We start from the raw sequence: 16289 nt of genomic DNA, 5'->3' as shown, positions 1-16289 counted from the left end.
TAATATTTTCAATCATATATAAAATAAAAAAGCCTATCTCCCCATAAGAAATCAGGCTAAATCTTTATAAAAGATAAAACATTTAAATGAGTTGTAATTCCTGAATATCTCGTTGCGGTGCAGTACCAAATAAACGTGAGTATTCACGGCTAAATTGTGATGCACTTTCATAACCAACCAAGCCCGCGGCATGCCCGACATCAAAGTGTTGATTCAGCATTAAATGTCGAGCCTCCTGTAAACGAAGTTGCTTTTGGTACTGCAACGGGCTCATACCTGTAATTTCACGAAAATGCTGCCTAAAAGCTGAGGGGCTCATATAGACCTGCTCAGCTAAATCATCCATACGAATTGCCTGTACGAAATTGTGCTTTAACCAAGCGACAGCCTTCGCAATTTTTTGACTGACTGAACCAGTTTTAATCAATTGACGCAGATACACCCCATTCGGCCCAGTCAATAAACGAATCATGATCTCTTGTTGCAAGATTGGCGCAAGCTGTGGCAATAACACAGGTTCATCCAATAAATTTACCAATCGACTAATCGCTTCAAGCAGTGTGTAATCCATCGTTTGAATACCAAATGAGGGCTGAACTTTTTCTTTTAAATGAATCTGCCCCATCTCGGCAACCATGGCGGTAATCATCGGCACATCAAGTAACAACATCAAACCTAAAAAAGGCTGGTGATGACTAGTTTGGCGTGTATGGCTAATCACAGGAATATCGATTGTGGTCAACATGGATTGACCTGCGCTATAGGTCAAAATCTGATCCCCAATCATAATCTGCTTTTCACCCTGTAATACAATCCCCAACCCTAAGTTATAGATACAATGTGTCGCACTGGCTGCTGAACGGCGATGTAGAGATAAAGTAGGAATCGCTGTTTGATGATCACCATCAGTTTGAATCAGACGATTTACGCTATTTGATAATAAAGCGATTACATCATGGGTGTTTTCTGCAATCATCGTCTGATCCTCTCGAGTGGCTTAATTCGTTTCAGTACTGCTAATGTTGAACCAACCTTCTCTGACCTGTATTTCCTGCCAGAGATGCTCAGGAATACTCAATTCAGGAACATCAGCAGGATTTAGTTCAAGGGCAATCTCATCGAATTGTCCAAGCTGTGCCAACGCGACCCAGTTCGGATTCATCACCAAGGCCTTACCAATGGCAATCAATGGTAAACCCAGACCCAAAGCTTGTTCAGCCTGTTGAGGTGTGCGTAACAAACCTGCGGCAATCACCGGAATTCGATCTGCCACCCGCTTTAATACATGTTGAATACTAAGCGGTTGCTGAAGATCATGTTTAGGCACCGAATGCAGTACATCGGCTAAAGACACATGTAAATAGTCAATCTCTGTTGCAATTAACTGATCAATCAGCTCCAGACTGTCTGCAATAGACAAACCATTGTCTTCATACTCTTCAACAGAAATACGATAACCCAATGCAAAAGGACCTTGCGCATGTTGTTGGATAACACGCTGCACTTCCGCGACCACGGCTAACGGAAATGCCATTCGTTTTTCGAGTGAACCGCCCCATGCATCATCACGTTGGTTATATAAAGGTGAAAAAAAGTTTTGAATGATAAAGCCATGTGCACCATGCAACTCAACCCCATCAAATCCAGCTTCAATCGCTCGACGGGTTGCTTCACCAAAATCATCAATCAACTGCAGAACTTCATCGTGAGATAATGCTCGACTGGAAAGTTGTTCAGTTTTAAACGGACCCGCAGTAATTGCCAAGCTACTTGCACTGACAATATCTGCATCAGCAATCAAGTTTGGAATCGCTTTGATACCTGCATGAAAAATTTGTAGGATTGCAGGTGCTCCGCCACTTTTTGCTGCTTGAGCCAATTGGGTCAGACTGGGTATAAAGCGATCATCAAAGCCAGCAAACTCGCGGGTAAAGCCAATCCCATTTTCTTGTACATGGGTACAGCCTGTGATCACCAAGCCGACATCTTTTACACGCTTATGCATATACTCAAGTTCCTGAGCTGAAATCGTACCGTCCTCATTTGCTGACCAAGTTGTCATTGGTGCCATAACGATTCGATTGCGTAAGTTCAAATCTGGAGTTAATTGAAAAGACTGGAATAATTTAGGATTCACTGAACACACCATGATTCACCTCCAATAGGAGATTTTGCAAAAATAGAAAGTTGATCAGTCACCTAACCAACTCAAAACACCGTTTTTTGAACAACAAGCCAGAATTAAAGATTGGCTTGATAGAATGGAATGAGCTTATCTAAAGCAATTTTGACTGGCTCGGCTTTGTCATATAGATCGTAATGAGACCAACCTTCGACAACCACCAACTCTTTATTTTTTGATGCAGCGCGATTGATGATTTCAAAACCATCACGATAGGCACCGAAACCACCAGGCTTACTCCCCACAATAATCATCAAGGGCTGAGTTAATAGGATTTCGGCCAAGTGGAAAGCATCCCAACCCACAGCAACTGCATTGTGAGAGAACACCGTTTTATTGACGCCATTTGGCTTTTCGCCACGTGCTGTACGGTAATATTCGGTTGCTTCTAATGGGTCGATATCGGCATGATCGGCTTTTGCTGCTTCAACCGTTGGATATAGACCTTGATCAACGCGAAGTGCTGCACCTCTTGCTTCAGCTGTTCTTTGAGCTGCAATAGCTTCTAAAAAAGCAATCGGATTACCACCACTGGCTTCACGCATGACCCGTCCATAGTTCGCACCTGTAATGGTTCCTACAGCTTTAATACGGCGTTCAGTCATGGCTGCATTGATCGAGTAGCCCCCACCACCACAGATGCCCAAAACGCCAATTCGATTTTCATCGACATAATCCAGTGTGACCAGATAATCCACAACAACACGAAAGTCTTCAACACGGAGTGACGGATCTTCAATATAACGTGGCTCTCCTCCACTTTCGCCTTGGAAACTGGCATCAAATGCAATCACCACAAAACCCGCTTTAGCGAGCGCTTCGCCATAAACATTACCAGAGGTCTGCTCTTTGCAACTACCAATCGGATGTGCACTAATAATGGTTGGATATTTTTTAGTTTGATCAAATGCGGGTGGAAAATATAAATCTGCGGCAATATCCCAATAGGTATTTTTGATTTTGACTGCTTCCATTTCTTCACCTCTTGAATGTAGGAAAGAGTAAGCAAAGATCTCTTTGCTGATAACATCAGTTTAGAGATTCGCTGCAAATCAAAGTTGCCTATTTTTAAAAATAGTTTGCCTATTCTGAGGTTTTATTGTTGTAAATCTCGGCTGGGCGTACTGCCAAATAATCCTCCATCTGCCTTCATACAAAAGAGCAGTTTATAAACCTTGTCGCATACGTTGGATATCGCGTTGCGGAGACTCACCAAATAAACGGCTATATTCACGGCTAAACTGTGAGGCACTTTCATAACCGACCAAACCAGCTGCTCGCCCTGCATCAACATTTTGGTTAAACATCAAATGCCGTGCTTCCTGTAAACGTAACTGCTTTTGGTATTGCAACGGACTCATCCCCGTTACGGCACGGAAATGCTGCCTAAATGTCGATGGACTCATAAATGCTTGATTGGCTAGATCGTCCATACGCATTGGCTGCACATAATTATGCTTTAACCAATTCACCACTTGGTGGATCTTTTGATTGGCCGAACCCGATTTCACCAACTGACGTAAATATGTGCCATGCGGACCATTTAGCACACGGACAATAATTTCTTTCTGAATCAAAGGTACTAAATGAGGCAACATCAGCGGTTCATCTAATACCTTGATCAATCTTAAAAAAGCATCAATCAAGGGGGTATCAACAGCTTCCACCGTAAAAGAATGATGTATATCTTCTACAGCCGTGCTGTTTTGTGTAGGCATTTCTGCCACAACCTGATTCACCATTTGTAAATCAAGCAATAATAGAACCGCTAAAAATGGTTTTTGTGGCGAAGCTTGCACGATATGCGAGGTAACAGGCAAATCAATGGTGGTCAACATACTTTGCCCTTCAACGCATTGATAAACTTGATCACCAATAACAACTTGTTTTTGCCCCTGCAAAATAATGCCAATTCCCAAGTTATAAATACAATGGGTACTGTCAGTCGGATGCATTCGACTGTGAAACGAAAGTTGAGAAATCACAGAAATGTGATCACCAGATTGCTCAGCAAAATGCGAAACTGCCTGAGTCAACTGATCCATATTTACATGTCTTTCAACAGAGGTCGCCATAGCAAATTTATTTATCCCGATGAAGTTTAAAAATAGAAGCAATTCATTGATAATAAAACATTAAGCTATAGCATCAAATACACTTTTTGCTTCAATAAAATGCGCTGACTCAAGATTTATCATGCAGCTCAAAATGAGTAAATAAGGGTTTAGTAATGATGAGCCGTAAATAGCCAGCTTATCCGATCTTTAAAACTTGATCCCAGTTAGTCAAATAACTTGGTGATTTATGATTTTGCGTCATACGCCATGCCCGCCCATGAGGTGTGATTAAACGCCCCAACGTCATGGTGTCTCGTCCGAACTTTTCATTTATGCCATCAAAAGCCACTGAAAGATTTCTTCGAGCAATCAGTTCATCAGTATCATGGAATAAATCGACAGCATGACTATGTTGTGGAATGATGTCTAACAAAATCACTTCCGCTTTTTTATAACGATGTCCAGCCTGAAAAATGCGATCAAGCCCCTGCTGTACCGCTTTAATAATCTCTAAACGATCATCACTGTAGTCAGGCAAATAGACGACCGTATAAGGTCGATAATATTGATCCTTATTAAAACGGTTGGTACGAATACTTACCCCAACCGCCTTACATAATAGTTTCTGATGGCGTAAGCGCTCTATGGCACGTAAACTAAATTCAGTCAATGCACCACTTAAATCATTTTTCTCCTGAATCGGCTGTCCAAATGAACGGCTACTCAACACCTGTTGACGATCCGTCACGACATCCTCAAGTTCTAAGCAAGCCATACCTTGTAATTCTTTGACGGTATTTTCCATCAGCACTGAAAAATACTTTCCCATCATTTTTGCATCTGCTTGCAGCAAATCCATCACCGAGTAGACATTCATTTTTTCCAAGCGTTGTCGAATCTTACGCCCCACACCCCATACCTCTCCCACAGGCATATGCTGCAACAAATCTTCAATCACGCAGGGATCTTCCGCAACGATATTACAGACACTATTAAAACAGGCATGGGTTTTGGCGAGATTATTGGCAAGTTTGGCCTGAGTTTTGGAATAGCCGATGCCGATACAGCACGGCAAGCCTAACCAGTTTTTGACGGTATCTAAAATCTGATGCGCATATGCCGTCAGATCATAACTTTGTTGATAGGCGGTTAACTCTAGAAAGCATTCATCTATTGAATACACTTCCTGCTCACAGGGATCGACAAAGCTGCCCAATATATTCATGAAACGACGCGACATTTCCGCATATAAGGCATAATTACTGGAAAACACCTCAACCTGATGTTGTTGGACAATGTCCTCAATCTGAAAAAAAGGCACCGCCATCCGAATACCGAGCTGTTTCGCCTCATAAGAACGGGAAACCACACAACCATCGTTATTGGACAACACCACCACAGGACGATTTTCCAGCTTTGGATTAAACACGCGCTCACAACTGACATAACAGTTATTCACATCAATCAAAGCAAAAATACGTTGTGGCAGACTCATGGGCTTATCTCATCGGTTTCAAGTTATAGGTCACAACACCCCAGATTAGTAACTCTTGCCCCTCACTAATATAAATATTCTGATAGTCAGGATTCTCAGCTTTCAACCACACTTTTGGTGGACTGAAATGGTGATCAACCATTAAACGCTTCACGGTAAAATCATTGTCAATCAAGGCAATCACTATATCCCCTGATTTGGCAGGAAGACTCCGATCCACCACCAAAGGATCATCGATATCAATGCCCGCATCTAACATCGAAAGTGAATTTGCTTTCACAATGAAAGTAGAATTTTCGTTACGAATTAAAAATTCATTTAAATCTAAGGCTTGTTCAACATGGTCTTGGGCAGGCGACGGGAAACCGGCGGCAACACGTTCCGTTGCCAGTGGAATATGATAAAGTCGATCATTCTTGGCTTGGACATTCTGTATTTTCATTGATGTCGTCAAATCAGTTTGAGTACCCGTTTTGACATTATTCAGTAACCAATTTTTGATGAAATCAACTTGAGATTCGGGAACACGAATGACCTTGGTCGGTTCAGTGAACTGTGCCTTCCGCCCAGCATTGGTTCTTGCTCCCCCATGCTCAAATTCAGTTTTTTTGGACATAACTTCCCCCTACCCAAGCTTAAAATACTTTCAAATAATTTAACTTGAAAAAGTTACAAATTCAAGTTGACGTACAATTAATTTTGCATAACAATGAGTCCATAGATCAGATTTTAGCTTGTTTAACTTAGACAAGGATGTATAAGACAAACTAAAATTAATGTTTTAAATGAATGACTTATCGTATTTTTATTCAATTTAAAAATGTTAAGTTATTGATCTGATTCACTAATCTATTTGATCTCTCGGCAGTTAGGTTCTATTCAAATATTTTTGATGTGGAGACATGAAAAATGAACAATCGACGTGATGCTATTCTTGGTTATGCTGACGAACAACATGCTTTCTTTATTCGCCTGATCGAGAACAATACCGTTCTAGGTGAGAGCTACGGACTATTTTGTGACAACCAAAATAGCGAAGCCGCAGAAAGTATTATGACCACACTTTTTTTAAAGAAATCTTTTTGGCTCAATGGTTCAGAATTTAATGACATTGTTAAAGGGCTTAACCCCATTCATTGATAAAAGCATAGTAAGTCAAGATGACCTTGCCATAAAAGAGCTTGTCGCATGATATCACTCAACAAGCTCTTTATTTTTCAGCCTTAATACGCTGCTTCAACATGTACATTATTTTAATACTCTCAAATAAAAACCCACCGATTACAATCGCATCAGTGGGCCTTTTTATAAGGTTGAATCATCGGGTTAAATTCAGATAAATCTTTTGTCATTCACAGGTGCAACCAACTTATAAATTTTACCGTCAGTATCACTTTCAAAAAGTAAGTCAATATTTGGAAAAATGATATTTCCTTCTACTTCAATATGTTCAACCCGTTTAAAAAAAGGAATATCACGGTCTTCTAAATCATTCAGCTGTGCAACGACAATCGATTCGTTTTCTTCTTGGTCCTTGACGATGACTGTAATCTTATCCATAACAGTTCTCCCAATATTTATAGGTTCATAGGACTATGGGAAATTTTCGATAACTTGTCGATAAAATCGTTGTAACAAGAATTATAAGTATTATCTTTTTATTGTTTAAACTGCTAAGCCATTGAAATTAACTTTTAATTTATAAATTTCGTTAATATTTAATTAACCATCGAGTTACATTCACGCTTAAAACGTTTCAAAATAATTCACCTCTCGTCATCCTTTAAATGAATCGCAGATCTTTTTAAAATATTAGTTTCTGAATTGCCAAATTGTATTGAGAAATTTTTGCTCCGTGCCCCAAGGGGTAATATGTAGCTCAATCTCATGGCGCAACAATATAAAATCTTTGTCTAGTTTGTGACTCAACTTAGCCAAACTATAACGCTCTACCATTAAGCCACTGCATTGTGTTGGCCCATCTTCAGCAAAAGTAGACAAAATCAGATATCCGCTTGGCTTTAATGTTTGACGTACATTGTGTAGATATTGTTCCTGTTGTACCTCTGTCAGCATAAAATGAAATACCGCACGATCATGCCACACATCAAAAAATTGAGGCGCAAGCTCAACCGTACACACATCTGCAACTAACCAATGAATATGGCTACCATCTAGATGCTTTGTACATAACCTTGCATGGGTTGTATGTAATGCAGTTTCAGATAAATCAAGCACATGCAAATATTGATATCCAGCTTCAAGCAGATAATCAATCAGGAGAGAAGCGCCACTGCCCACATCAATCAGCTTAGCATCAAGCGGCAAATTTAGAGATTCAATAATAGCGAGTGTTTGACTTGGCTGCTGTTGATACCAGCTTACTTGGTCAGCTTGTTTGGATTGATACACTTCTTCCCAGTAATTTCTGCTCATTTGAGTTCCTCCTCAGCGCTGATCGGACACTCCAGCATCAGCGAAATGAAAAATCATCTTGTGATTATGGCACTGGCGTGAACAGCGTGATAGCTACAGAATTAATTTGTCCCCAGACATCAAACAAAATCTACTTCTGTGTCACCACATTGGATATTTCTTTCTGATTTTTGGTTTTATCATCCACCTGCTCAGCATTTTGCTCAACTTGATTTTTCAACTCAAGGTATTGTCTGGCATCTTCTCGACGATGAATCCCGCCTAATTTCAAAGCCTGAGTAGCAACTTCTTCATCAATATCTGCTTTTTTCGTAGACTGTTTAATCAAAGAATCCTTGCTTTTTTGTACTGCTGAATTAATGGGAGCAACTGGCTCCCCCTGCTGTTCCACGGGTAGTTCAGTTGCAAAAATTCCCATTGATGCGATAAGAACAGATATCAACCCCAATATTCTTCTCATGCTCACGCCCTGACTTATTTTTAATTTTAGTGTCTGATCTTAACATACGTACTTGAGTTTATTACTGTACATACGTCTCAAAGCTTTGCATATTTAACTATCTTTCTAGACTTTCTAGAAAAAAACTGGTTCAGTCGCCATCATGCAGATGAGCTAGAAATACCGTTCTTTTATAATACTTGCAAAATAATCCACTTCATTTAAATGACGCTGATCCGCATAAACAATCCCCACATTGACACTGATATTAAAATCTTCGACCGCCACAATTTCAAGGTCCGAATTAAAGGCCAGATGCTGATCTATAAAAGGCTTTGGGAAAATCCCCAGACCATCTCCATTTAAAATACTGTGTAACTGCGGTTCTATCCCGAAGATTTCTTTATTGGCATATAGGAACAATTTTCGTTCCTTTAGTTCTTTATTTAAACACTCTCTAAAGCAACATCCTTCAGGATGGATCACCCAACCTTTCTTACTGCACCGCTCCAAACTGCTATGTTCTTTCACGCCCGTTCTGACCGAAACCACAACTAAGGGCAAAGTCCCAATATTCAAGAAAAACAAATGGCTAGAAAGATTAAGATTGGAAGGAATCATCACAATTGCAAGTGGTAACTCACTCTCAGCAACTTGCTGAATCAGACTTCGCCCCCAACCACTGTGTATTTCTACCCCTGCCAAATAATGGTCATGCTTATACCTTTCATAAATATACTCCGAGAGATCATCCACCAAGGTAATTGGAACCCCGATGTTCATTTTTTCTTGATTGGGAATAACCTCCTGCTGATGAAAATACTCTAATTGTTCCATTTGTTCGAGGATATAACGACCTTTAAAGTATACTTGCTCTCCCAAATGCGTAAGCTGCAAAGGTCGGCTTTTACGATTGAATAGCTTTCCTTTTAGTTTTTTCTCAATATTATTGATGCGTTTGGTTACCGTAGATTGATCAATACCTAGCTTTTCTGAGGTTACAGTTAAGGAAGAATTTTCAACAGCATATATAAACGTTTCTAGATCTCTAATTTCTAACACTTTAATACTCTTTCATCGATTAATCAGACCCGTTCTAAATCAATTAAAACTCTTTCATCACTGGTTTTACATTCCACTATAATGCACCATATGAATTGGCCCTTTCATACGACATCAACTTGATATAAGTGGCTACTGCTCTTTCTCAACAGAAAAGCCTTATTTTTATGATTACCAATTCCCTCGACGATGATTGCTTACCCAACGATACATACCTTGAATATTCGGTATTTTCATCGTACTGAAACCGATCCAATCCTGAACTTCTGGGCTAAATTTGACATTCCGATAGAGCTGATCCCATGACTGCCCTGCACGAACCAAGTCCAAAACTTGTTGATGTAAATCGACAATGTAATGACGCAATGCGATCTGATCTTCACGTGTGGCAGGGCTATAATGTCCAACATCAATAAAATCGACATCTTGCTTGATCACCCAATCCAAAGTATCAATCCAGCCTGTGTAATAAAAATCTAAAAAATCATTGTATGGCATGCTTTTACTTTCACACACATCAGTGCATTGCAAGGCTTTGTATTTAGGAAACAGTACCATGACCATACTGTCTGAATGGCTCGGTGCAACATAATGTAAAAGTACGTCCTCGCCTCCTAGGCTAATCTTCATGTCCTGATCAAAAACGCGATCTGGTAATGCTGTGGCTAACTTTTCCCCCACGATCGGTTCAAGACTACGTTGATTGGCGATAATGGTTGCCCCATCTGCTTTAAAAACTTGCCCACCACTAATATGGTCCGCATGTGCATGGGTATAGACCACATATTTTACAGGCACATCAAAACGTTTCTTGATTTCATCTTTTAGCCATGTCGATGTACAGGTCATCGCTGGATCAATCACCAAAGCACCTTCTTTAGTGATCAAAACTAAACCGCTATGTACGGCTAATCCTGCACCCGTAGTATGTCGGTACAGATTGCCTTTGACTTGCGTTAAGCTTCTTGGGTTATCTGGGCAGGATGCCGCGGTGAAATCCGCTAATACAGTACGATTCTGATAGATTGATTGATCTACGGCAGTCCCATTATCTTTCGCAAAAACAGGGCTTAGAGGCAATGACAGCAATAATGCTACAAAAAATTTATAGCTCAAAAATGTCCTAATTATTTGATTTTTAAACATGCTCAACAACAAACCCTGCATAGATTTCACGGAGATCAATCTAACAAGTTCAGACCTCTGACAAAACCCATAAAATCCACAATATACTGTCCTAAAATTAGCAACAATAATGGGTTGGGCCACCATGCAAAAACTTGATGATCTCTTATTATTTGCAGAAGTAGTCGAACATGCAGGGTTTTCAGCTGCGGCACGTAATTTAGGCGTACAGCGCTCTAAACTCAGTCGACATATTGCAGAGCTAGAAAATAGGATTGGCGTCCGCTTATTACATCGGAATACACGAAGTGTTGTTCTGACCCCCGCAGGAGAAGAAGTCTATATTCATGCCAAAGCATTAAAACAGGCTGCACAAAATGCTTTTGCGGTTGCTACCGAGCTTGCAGGTGATCCGAAAGGGACATTAAGAGTGGGTTGCTCCTCTACTTTTGCACAAGAGGCATTACTGCCTATTCTTGATTTGTTTTTGCGTCAATACCCTAACATACGCGTGACCATCAACACATCAGATCAGAATATTGATTTAATCAGCGCGCAAGTCGATCTGGTTTTTCGAATTTCCTCCAAACTCCTCAATGACTCAAGTTTAATTATTCGTCCAGTCTGTGATTTACCGATGGTACTGGTTGCCAGTCAGAATTATATGAGTAATAAAGAAAAAATTAAGTTTCCAGAGCAACTCAAACAGTTAAACTTCATTGCTTTAGGGGTGCAAAAGAACCTGATTTCTCAGATATTCACCAGTCAAAATAATGATTTAAATACCGTACTGCTTGAGCCTTATATCAGTTGTGGCAATATGTCAGTACTTAAATCGGCTGTGCAACAAGACATGGGGGTTGCGGTTCTGCCCAGATATTTATGCGTTAATGAATTAAAGTCTGGTCAATTTGTAAATGTCCTTGAATCTGACTCTCCATGGTCACCTCAAGCATCTTTAGTGAATGCACTTATTCCAACACGGCAAAATATTTTATTGGCGACCAAGCTCTTTTTAGATTTTTCAATACCACGACTACGACACAAATTAAATCCTGCATTAAGCAACTAAACCACTCACTTTTTTAAAACTTTATTATTCTTATTGTTCATATAAACATCGACACTTACCGAACATATTATAAATAAAGTCTACAGGTGCATCGATAGGATATACATCCCGATCAAGCAAATAGAAAATTTCTCCATTATCCAATATGGTTAAAATTGCGTTTTTCCGTTTTAAAATTATGCCTTGTTTTATTATTCTCTGAATTTCTTCTGCATCAATTTTAAACTGGTAAAAGCAAACAATTTGCCCTGTTTTCAAATGCTCTGGAGCAATCTTTTTGTACTTTCCACAGGTCAAGCAAATCCACTTTTTCATTATCAATGCTCTGTAAAAAGCTCCCCTTATTGTATAAAAATTAGGCATTAAAAAATTAACAGCAAAGCATTAAAAAATTATCATTTAGTGAAAATTTAAATATAATTCTAAGTCTGACTCTATAATTTATAACTCCATTATTAAATTAATAAAGAATATAAAAGCTTAGACATCATCTATGCTAAGTTTTGATTCAATCCGAATCATTTTATGATATATTATAACATATCAAAACATACTTATTTATATATGTCGATCATAAATCAACGTTTACAGGCAATTGATGCCCTAAGAGGGCTAGTTATTTTGATAATGATGGTAGATCATGTTCGTGAAACCTTCTATCTTCATCATCAAGTTCCCGATCCGATGCTGATCTCTGAAACAGATAAAGGCCTATTCCTAAGTCGTACACTTGCTCATTTATGTGCTCCAGTCTTCATTCTGTTAACAGGTTTATCAGCCTATTTATACCAAACTAAAAATAACATTGTGAAAACACGAGAATTCTTGCTAAAGCGCGGATTTTTTTTGATTTTTCTCGAATTAATTGTCATTAATTTTGCTTGGACTGGAACTTTTCCACCTAATGTTATTTATTTACAAGTTATTTGGGCAATTGGCTTAAGTATGTTGGCTTTAGCAGTATTAGTTGGTTTACCAAAAAGAGTTCTCTGGTGGATAAGCCTACTGATCATTTTTGGTCATAACCTCTTAGATCAAGTGACATTTTCGAATATGCCCATATTTAATCATCTATGGCATATTTTACATGCGCGTGGTTGGATTGAATTCGATGGATTCATTCGTTTTCGGACCTCCTATCCAGTTTTACCATGGATAGGAGTGATCACACTTGGATACTGTATTGGTACCACCATATTTAATCGTTCCATAGATACTGGACAGCGAAATCGAATCTTACTTAACTTTGGTTTAGGCAGTATTGGTCTATTTTTAGCCTTAAGATGGATTAATATTTATGGTGATCAACCATGGTCAGCCATGTCCACATTTTCTGAAACTGCAATGAGTTTTATCAATTTAACCAAATATCCACCTTCTCTACTTTTTATTTTATGGAATGTCGGTATAGGACTGGTCTTATTAGTATGGTTGGAGAAAATTACCAACAAGCATTGGATAAAACCGTTGATCATTTTTGGCTCAGTCCCCATGTTTTTCTACATTATTCACTTATATGTACTCAAGGTTTTATATCTTATTGCCATTAAGGTTTTTGGAAAGAATCACGGAGAATACTTTGGTGTAGATCATGTTGCAACGCTTTGGCTTATCGCAATCACGGTCAGCATCCTACTTTATCCTTTAGTGCTGAAATTTTCTGAATTTAAGCATAGAAACAAACATATTGCTTGGCTAAAATACTTTTAGCGTTAAGACATGCGATTTTAAATCCGTATAGATGTTAAAAATAAAATAACATCTATACGAATTAAATAAGATCTAACATTCAGCTTTTAAAAAAGCCCTTCGCTACAATTAGAACTTTTGTGAAATACTGAGCTTATAATCGCGCCCTGTACCAGTCATATATTCGCCTAAATACATTTTATAGTCTCGATTAAATAGATTATCGATTGAAAAGTTTAAAGTAGGGCCCTTTTCTCCAACAGGTTGCCAATCCGCATAAATACCATGCAGTGAATACCCTTTGGTTTTAGGCAAAGAAAAAGAGGATGCAGCAATCGATTTATCATTATCAGACAGGCTTCGATCTTGTTTAGCCACAAAGATCCCTCGCCAGCCCATCGTTAAATGATGTTCAGGCACATTCACACCTAAAGTTGCTGTTGCTTTTTTCGGAGGGATATCCGTCATCCAGGTTTTTTGTTCAAACCATGGATTCACAGGAGAATTGTCGCGTTGGCCACGGATATAAGAATAGGTTAAACCTGTAAACCAAGTCGGCTGATTGTAGAAAATCTCGGCTTCATAGGCTTTGATGGTATAGTCAGTGACATTACGATAAAAACCATGCTTATAGTTTCCATTACAGTCATCGATGCTGCCATTTCCACCATTGGCATTGTTTTCCGCTTGTGCCTTACAGAAGGTTGATCGATTTCGGAAAATTTCATCGCCACCCCGATTATGGTGATAAGTCAAACGAACTTGCAAGTGATCTTGCTCTGCAAAAACATCATCAAAATTCATCTCATTGCCGAGGCGGATCGCTCGCATTTTTTCAGGCAATAAATAACGACTGGTTGATGGTACAGAGGTTATTGCTGATTGCACATAATATTGCTCGTCGACACGAGGGGCACGCCATGTTTTACTGATATTGGCAAACCAAGTGAGATAATCTGCTTGCTTCCACGCCAAGGCCAAACGTGGTGACCAGCCAGCATAGGTCTTGCTGGAATAATCATGCCCTGCACTTGGATCATTATAACGTGATGCTCGGTTTGGATGACCTGTATTGGTAATATGATCATAGCGCAGCGATGGTGTAATTGTGAAATTATCAATCTGGTATTGATCTTCTACAAATGCACTCAACATCTGCTGTTTGCCTGAAGGCATATAATTTGGCTCATAATAACCAAAATTATAATCTGGTTTTTTGGCGTTGTTCTTATCATAAATGAGTGAGTTCTGCTCCATCTTCTGATATTGAGCCCCGACCTTTAATTTATGCGTACCATAATCAGTTACAATATCACTGATATTACTGAGCTTAAACGCTGTATTGGTATAGGTTACCCAGCTTTCATTGCCCAGTGTAGCCGCCGATCCAGTCACGCTCGGTAATCTCTGATCATGTTGATCGGTCTTTGAATACGATGCTGTAGCCTTCAAATTTACATAGGGGTTTGATTCAGGATTTAATTCATATCCGACTGAATAGCTGCTATCGTTTTGATCGCGATAGACCAAACGACGTTTCCATGCCTCCTCATATCCATATTTTTTAATATCCGCTTCTGTTGGAACAGCATCTTGATCACGCATTGCAGCAAATGGTTCCCAGCCCTTATGCCCACTTTGCATCGCATTCAAACTAATTTTTTGGCTGTCTGTCGGATGAAAATTGAGTTTGGCCAAATAAGTATCCTGCTGCTGCGCAGAATACAAAAACTTGCTGCCATCAGGACGTTGAACATCGCCACTATCTCGATTGGTATAGTAGAACATCCCATCAACGACACCATTTTCACTTTTTCCATACACAGCACCTGTATAGGTATTTTGTGAATTATTGGAAAATCGCGAATATTTCAAAAAAGCCCCAATATTTTTATCATCAACCAATAAATCAGTGGCATCTTTGGTTTCTAAGGTGACTTTCCCTCCAAAACCACCATTTCCAACCTCAACATTATGCGGACCTTTATCGACCGTAATTTTTTTTAACAGTTCAGGTTCAATAAAAACTGAACCTTGTCGATATTTATCAAAACTTTTGACCGAGTCATCTAAGGTAATCGGAACATCCTCAACACCTCCCATACCTAAGATATTAATGGTTTGCCCACCTGGTCGTGGAGAACCGGCAGAACCCACACTCGGCATGTGGTCCAATAATTGTGCAACATTGTTGGCTTGATAACGGTCAATGGCTTTTTGATTTAACACACTCTGACCAAACTGGATGGTATCTTCCTTATCTGCCTGCACGACAATTGGCGTCATTTGATAAATTTGATTCTGAGCATTGCTCTTAGACAATGTGTCTTGTACAGTCGGTACTTCTGTGACGGTGTTTGCCAAAACAACCTTAGTATTATCTGCATAAACAGGCATGGTCAAGGCATACATAGATAAAGCAATAGCCAGTACAAGCGGCTTAATCACCTTTGTTTGAGAGGGAGATCGGGACATAAACTTCACCAGAAGATAAAAATCATCAGCAACCTAAACGAGGTCCTAAAATAATCGACGTTTTAACTATATAAAAAATAATAAAAATTAAGCTTCAATAAATCGCTTGCAGCATACGCCAAATCATTCAGACTGCAAACCTAATTGACTGGAGTCTGACAGCAGCATGACGTCGCCCTGTGGAAAACAACGATGAGTCAACTGCTGTCGAGGAGGATTGAGGAAACATTTCTCATTCAATTCAATAAAACAACACA

At 39.4% G+C, this 16289-nt stretch carries 16 protein-coding genes; 3 read left to right on the top strand and 13 right to left on the bottom strand.

Annotated elements, in window-relative coordinates; genetic code table 11:
* Positions 1–82: 82 nt before the first annotated feature.
* From NDN13_RS00830 to NDN13_RS00805, 6 genes are all read right to left on the bottom strand, one after another.
* Positions 83–976, bottom strand: coding sequence for an AraC family transcriptional regulator (locus NDN13_RS00830; RefSeq protein ID WP_251116789.1), 894 nt, complete (start codon positions 974–976; stop codon positions 83–85).
* Positions 977–997: 21 nt separating this feature from the next.
* Positions 998–2149, bottom strand: a complete 1152-nt coding sequence (locus NDN13_RS00825) for an NADH-dependent flavin oxidoreductase (protein WP_251116788.1) — start codon at positions 2147–2149, stop codon at positions 998–1000.
* Between the two features lie 92 nt (positions 2150–2241).
* Positions 2242–3156 carry an alpha/beta hydrolase gene (locus tag NDN13_RS00820; protein ID WP_251116787.1) on the bottom strand — a complete coding sequence of 305 codons (915 nt, stop codon included), beginning with the start codon at positions 3154–3156 and terminating at the stop codon, positions 2242–2244.
* A 192-nt stretch (positions 3157–3348) separates the two neighbouring features.
* The gene (locus NDN13_RS00815) at positions 3349–4257 is read right to left on the bottom strand and encodes an AraC family transcriptional regulator (protein ID WP_251116786.1); all 909 of its coding nucleotides are present in this window, start codon (positions 4255–4257) and stop codon (positions 3349–3351) included.
* Between the two features lie 178 nt (positions 4258–4435).
* On the bottom strand, positions 4436–5734 hold the full coding sequence (locus NDN13_RS00810; protein ID WP_251116785.1) for a Y-family DNA polymerase: 1299 nt from the start codon (positions 5732–5734) through the stop codon (positions 4436–4438).
* Between the two features lie 4 nt (positions 5735–5738).
* Positions 5739–6350 carry a LexA family protein gene (locus NDN13_RS00805; protein WP_016163161.1) on the bottom strand — a complete coding sequence of 204 codons (612 nt, stop codon included), beginning with the start codon at positions 6348–6350 and terminating at the stop codon, positions 5739–5741.
* 293 nt (positions 6351–6643) lie between these two features.
* On the opposite strand from NDN13_RS00805, the gene NDN13_RS00800 reads away from it, so the two are divergent.
* Complete coding sequence (locus NDN13_RS00800) at positions 6644–6874, top strand: hypothetical protein (RefSeq protein WP_004662971.1); 231 nt, start codon at positions 6644–6646, stop codon at positions 6872–6874.
* Between the two features lie 192 nt (positions 6875–7066).
* Here the strand turns inward: NDN13_RS00800 and NDN13_RS00795 are convergent, their stop codons facing one another.
* From NDN13_RS00795 to NDN13_RS00775, 5 genes are all read right to left on the bottom strand, one after another.
* Positions 7067–7294: a hypothetical protein gene (locus tag NDN13_RS00795; RefSeq protein WP_005202565.1), complete on the bottom strand. Its 228-nt coding sequence runs from the start codon at positions 7292–7294 to the stop codon at positions 7067–7069.
* 252 nt (positions 7295–7546) lie between these two features.
* Positions 7547–8170 (bottom strand): class I SAM-dependent methyltransferase, encoded by a 624-nt coding sequence (locus NDN13_RS00790; protein ID WP_251116784.1) that lies wholly within the window; start codon positions 8168–8170, stop codon positions 7547–7549.
* Positions 8171–8300: 130 nt separating this feature from the next.
* Positions 8301–8630: a hypothetical protein gene (locus NDN13_RS00785; protein ID WP_251116783.1), complete on the bottom strand. Its 330-nt coding sequence runs from the start codon at positions 8628–8630 to the stop codon at positions 8301–8303.
* Between the two features lie 153 nt (positions 8631–8783).
* Entirely contained in the window at positions 8784–9671 is an 888-nt protein-coding gene (locus NDN13_RS00780; protein ID WP_251116782.1) for a LysR family transcriptional regulator, read from the bottom strand.
* Between the two features lie 171 nt (positions 9672–9842).
* A complete protein-coding gene (locus NDN13_RS00775; RefSeq protein ID WP_251118137.1) occupies positions 9843–10823 on the bottom strand; it encodes an MBL fold metallo-hydrolase in 981 nt (326 codons plus the stop codon).
* Between the two features lie 118 nt (positions 10824–10941).
* Between NDN13_RS00775 and NDN13_RS00770 the strand changes: the two genes are divergently transcribed.
* The gene (locus NDN13_RS00770; RefSeq protein WP_251116781.1) at positions 10942–11868 is read left to right on the top strand and encodes a LysR family transcriptional regulator; all 927 of its coding nucleotides are present in this window, start codon (positions 10942–10944) and stop codon (positions 11866–11868) included.
* Positions 11869–11898: 30 nt separating this feature from the next.
* Here the strand turns inward: NDN13_RS00770 and NDN13_RS00765 are convergent, their stop codons facing one another.
* Complete coding sequence (locus tag NDN13_RS00765) at positions 11899–12183, bottom strand: hypothetical protein (protein WP_251116780.1); 285 nt, start codon at positions 12181–12183, stop codon at positions 11899–11901.
* 249 nt (positions 12184–12432) lie between these two features.
* Here NDN13_RS00765 and NDN13_RS00760 point away from each other — a divergent pair, with 249 nt between their 5' ends.
* A complete protein-coding gene (locus tag NDN13_RS00760) occupies positions 12433–13578 on the top strand; it encodes an acetyltransferase domain-containing protein (protein ID WP_251116779.1) in 1146 nt (381 codons plus the stop codon).
* A gap of 108 nt (positions 13579–13686) precedes the next feature.
* Here NDN13_RS00760 and NDN13_RS00755 read toward each other — a convergent pair whose 3' ends face one another.
* Positions 13687–16032, bottom strand: a complete 2346-nt coding sequence (locus NDN13_RS00755) for a TonB-dependent hemoglobin/transferrin/lactoferrin family receptor (protein WP_251116778.1) — start codon at positions 16030–16032, stop codon at positions 13687–13689.
* Between the last annotated feature and the right edge of the window lie 257 nt (positions 16033–16289).

The organism is Acinetobacter sp. C32I, assembly GCF_023702715.1.
In the GTDB taxonomy this organism is placed as follows: domain Bacteria; phylum Pseudomonadota; class Gammaproteobacteria; order Pseudomonadales; family Moraxellaceae; genus Acinetobacter.
This window is presented reverse-complemented; position numbering and strand designations above follow the sequence as displayed.

Excerpts from the sequence above, each read along its gene's own strand:
- NDN13_RS00830 (WP_251116789.1), bottom strand. The coding sequence starts at position 976 with ATGATTGCAGAAAACACCCATGATGTAATCGCTTTATTATCAAATAGC.
- NDN13_RS00825 (WP_251116788.1), bottom strand. The coding sequence starts at position 2,149 with ATGGTGTGTTCAGTGAATCCTAAATTATTCCAGTCTTTTCAATTAACT.
- NDN13_RS00820 (WP_251116787.1), bottom strand. The coding sequence starts at position 3,156 with ATGGAAGCAGTCAAAATCAAAAATACCTATTGGGATATTGCCGCAGAT.
- NDN13_RS00815 (WP_251116786.1), bottom strand. The coding sequence starts at position 4,257 with ATGGCGACCTCTGTTGAAAGACATGTAAATATGGATCAGTTGACTCAG.
- NDN13_RS00810 (WP_251116785.1), bottom strand. The coding sequence starts at position 5,734 with ATGAGTCTGCCACAACGTATTTTTGCTTTGATTGATGTGAATAACTGT.
- NDN13_RS00805 (WP_016163161.1), bottom strand. The coding sequence starts at position 6,350 with ATGTCCAAAAAAACTGAATTTGAGCATGGGGGAGCAAGAACCAATGCT.
- NDN13_RS00800 (WP_004662971.1), top strand. The coding sequence starts at position 6,644 with ATGAACAATCGACGTGATGCTATTCTTGGTTATGCTGACGAACAACAT.
- NDN13_RS00795 (WP_005202565.1), bottom strand. The coding sequence starts at position 7,294 with ATGGATAAGATTACAGTCATCGTCAAGGACCAAGAAGAAAACGAATCG.
- NDN13_RS00790 (WP_251116784.1), bottom strand. The coding sequence starts at position 8,170 with ATGAGCAGAAATTACTGGGAAGAAGTGTATCAATCCAAACAAGCTGAC.
- NDN13_RS00785 (WP_251116783.1), bottom strand. The coding sequence starts at position 8,630 with ATGAGAAGAATATTGGGGTTGATATCTGTTCTTATCGCATCAATGGGA.
- NDN13_RS00770 (WP_251116781.1), top strand. The coding sequence starts at position 10,942 with ATGCAAAAACTTGATGATCTCTTATTATTTGCAGAAGTAGTCGAACAT.
- NDN13_RS00765 (WP_251116780.1), bottom strand. The coding sequence starts at position 12,183 with ATGAAAAAGTGGATTTGCTTGACCTGTGGAAAGTACAAAAAGATTGCT.
- NDN13_RS00760 (WP_251116779.1), top strand. The coding sequence starts at position 12,433 with ATGTCGATCATAAATCAACGTTTACAGGCAATTGATGCCCTAAGAGGG.
- NDN13_RS00755 (WP_251116778.1), bottom strand. The coding sequence starts at position 16,032 with ATGTCCCGATCTCCCTCTCAAACAAAGGTGATTAAGCCGCTTGTACTG.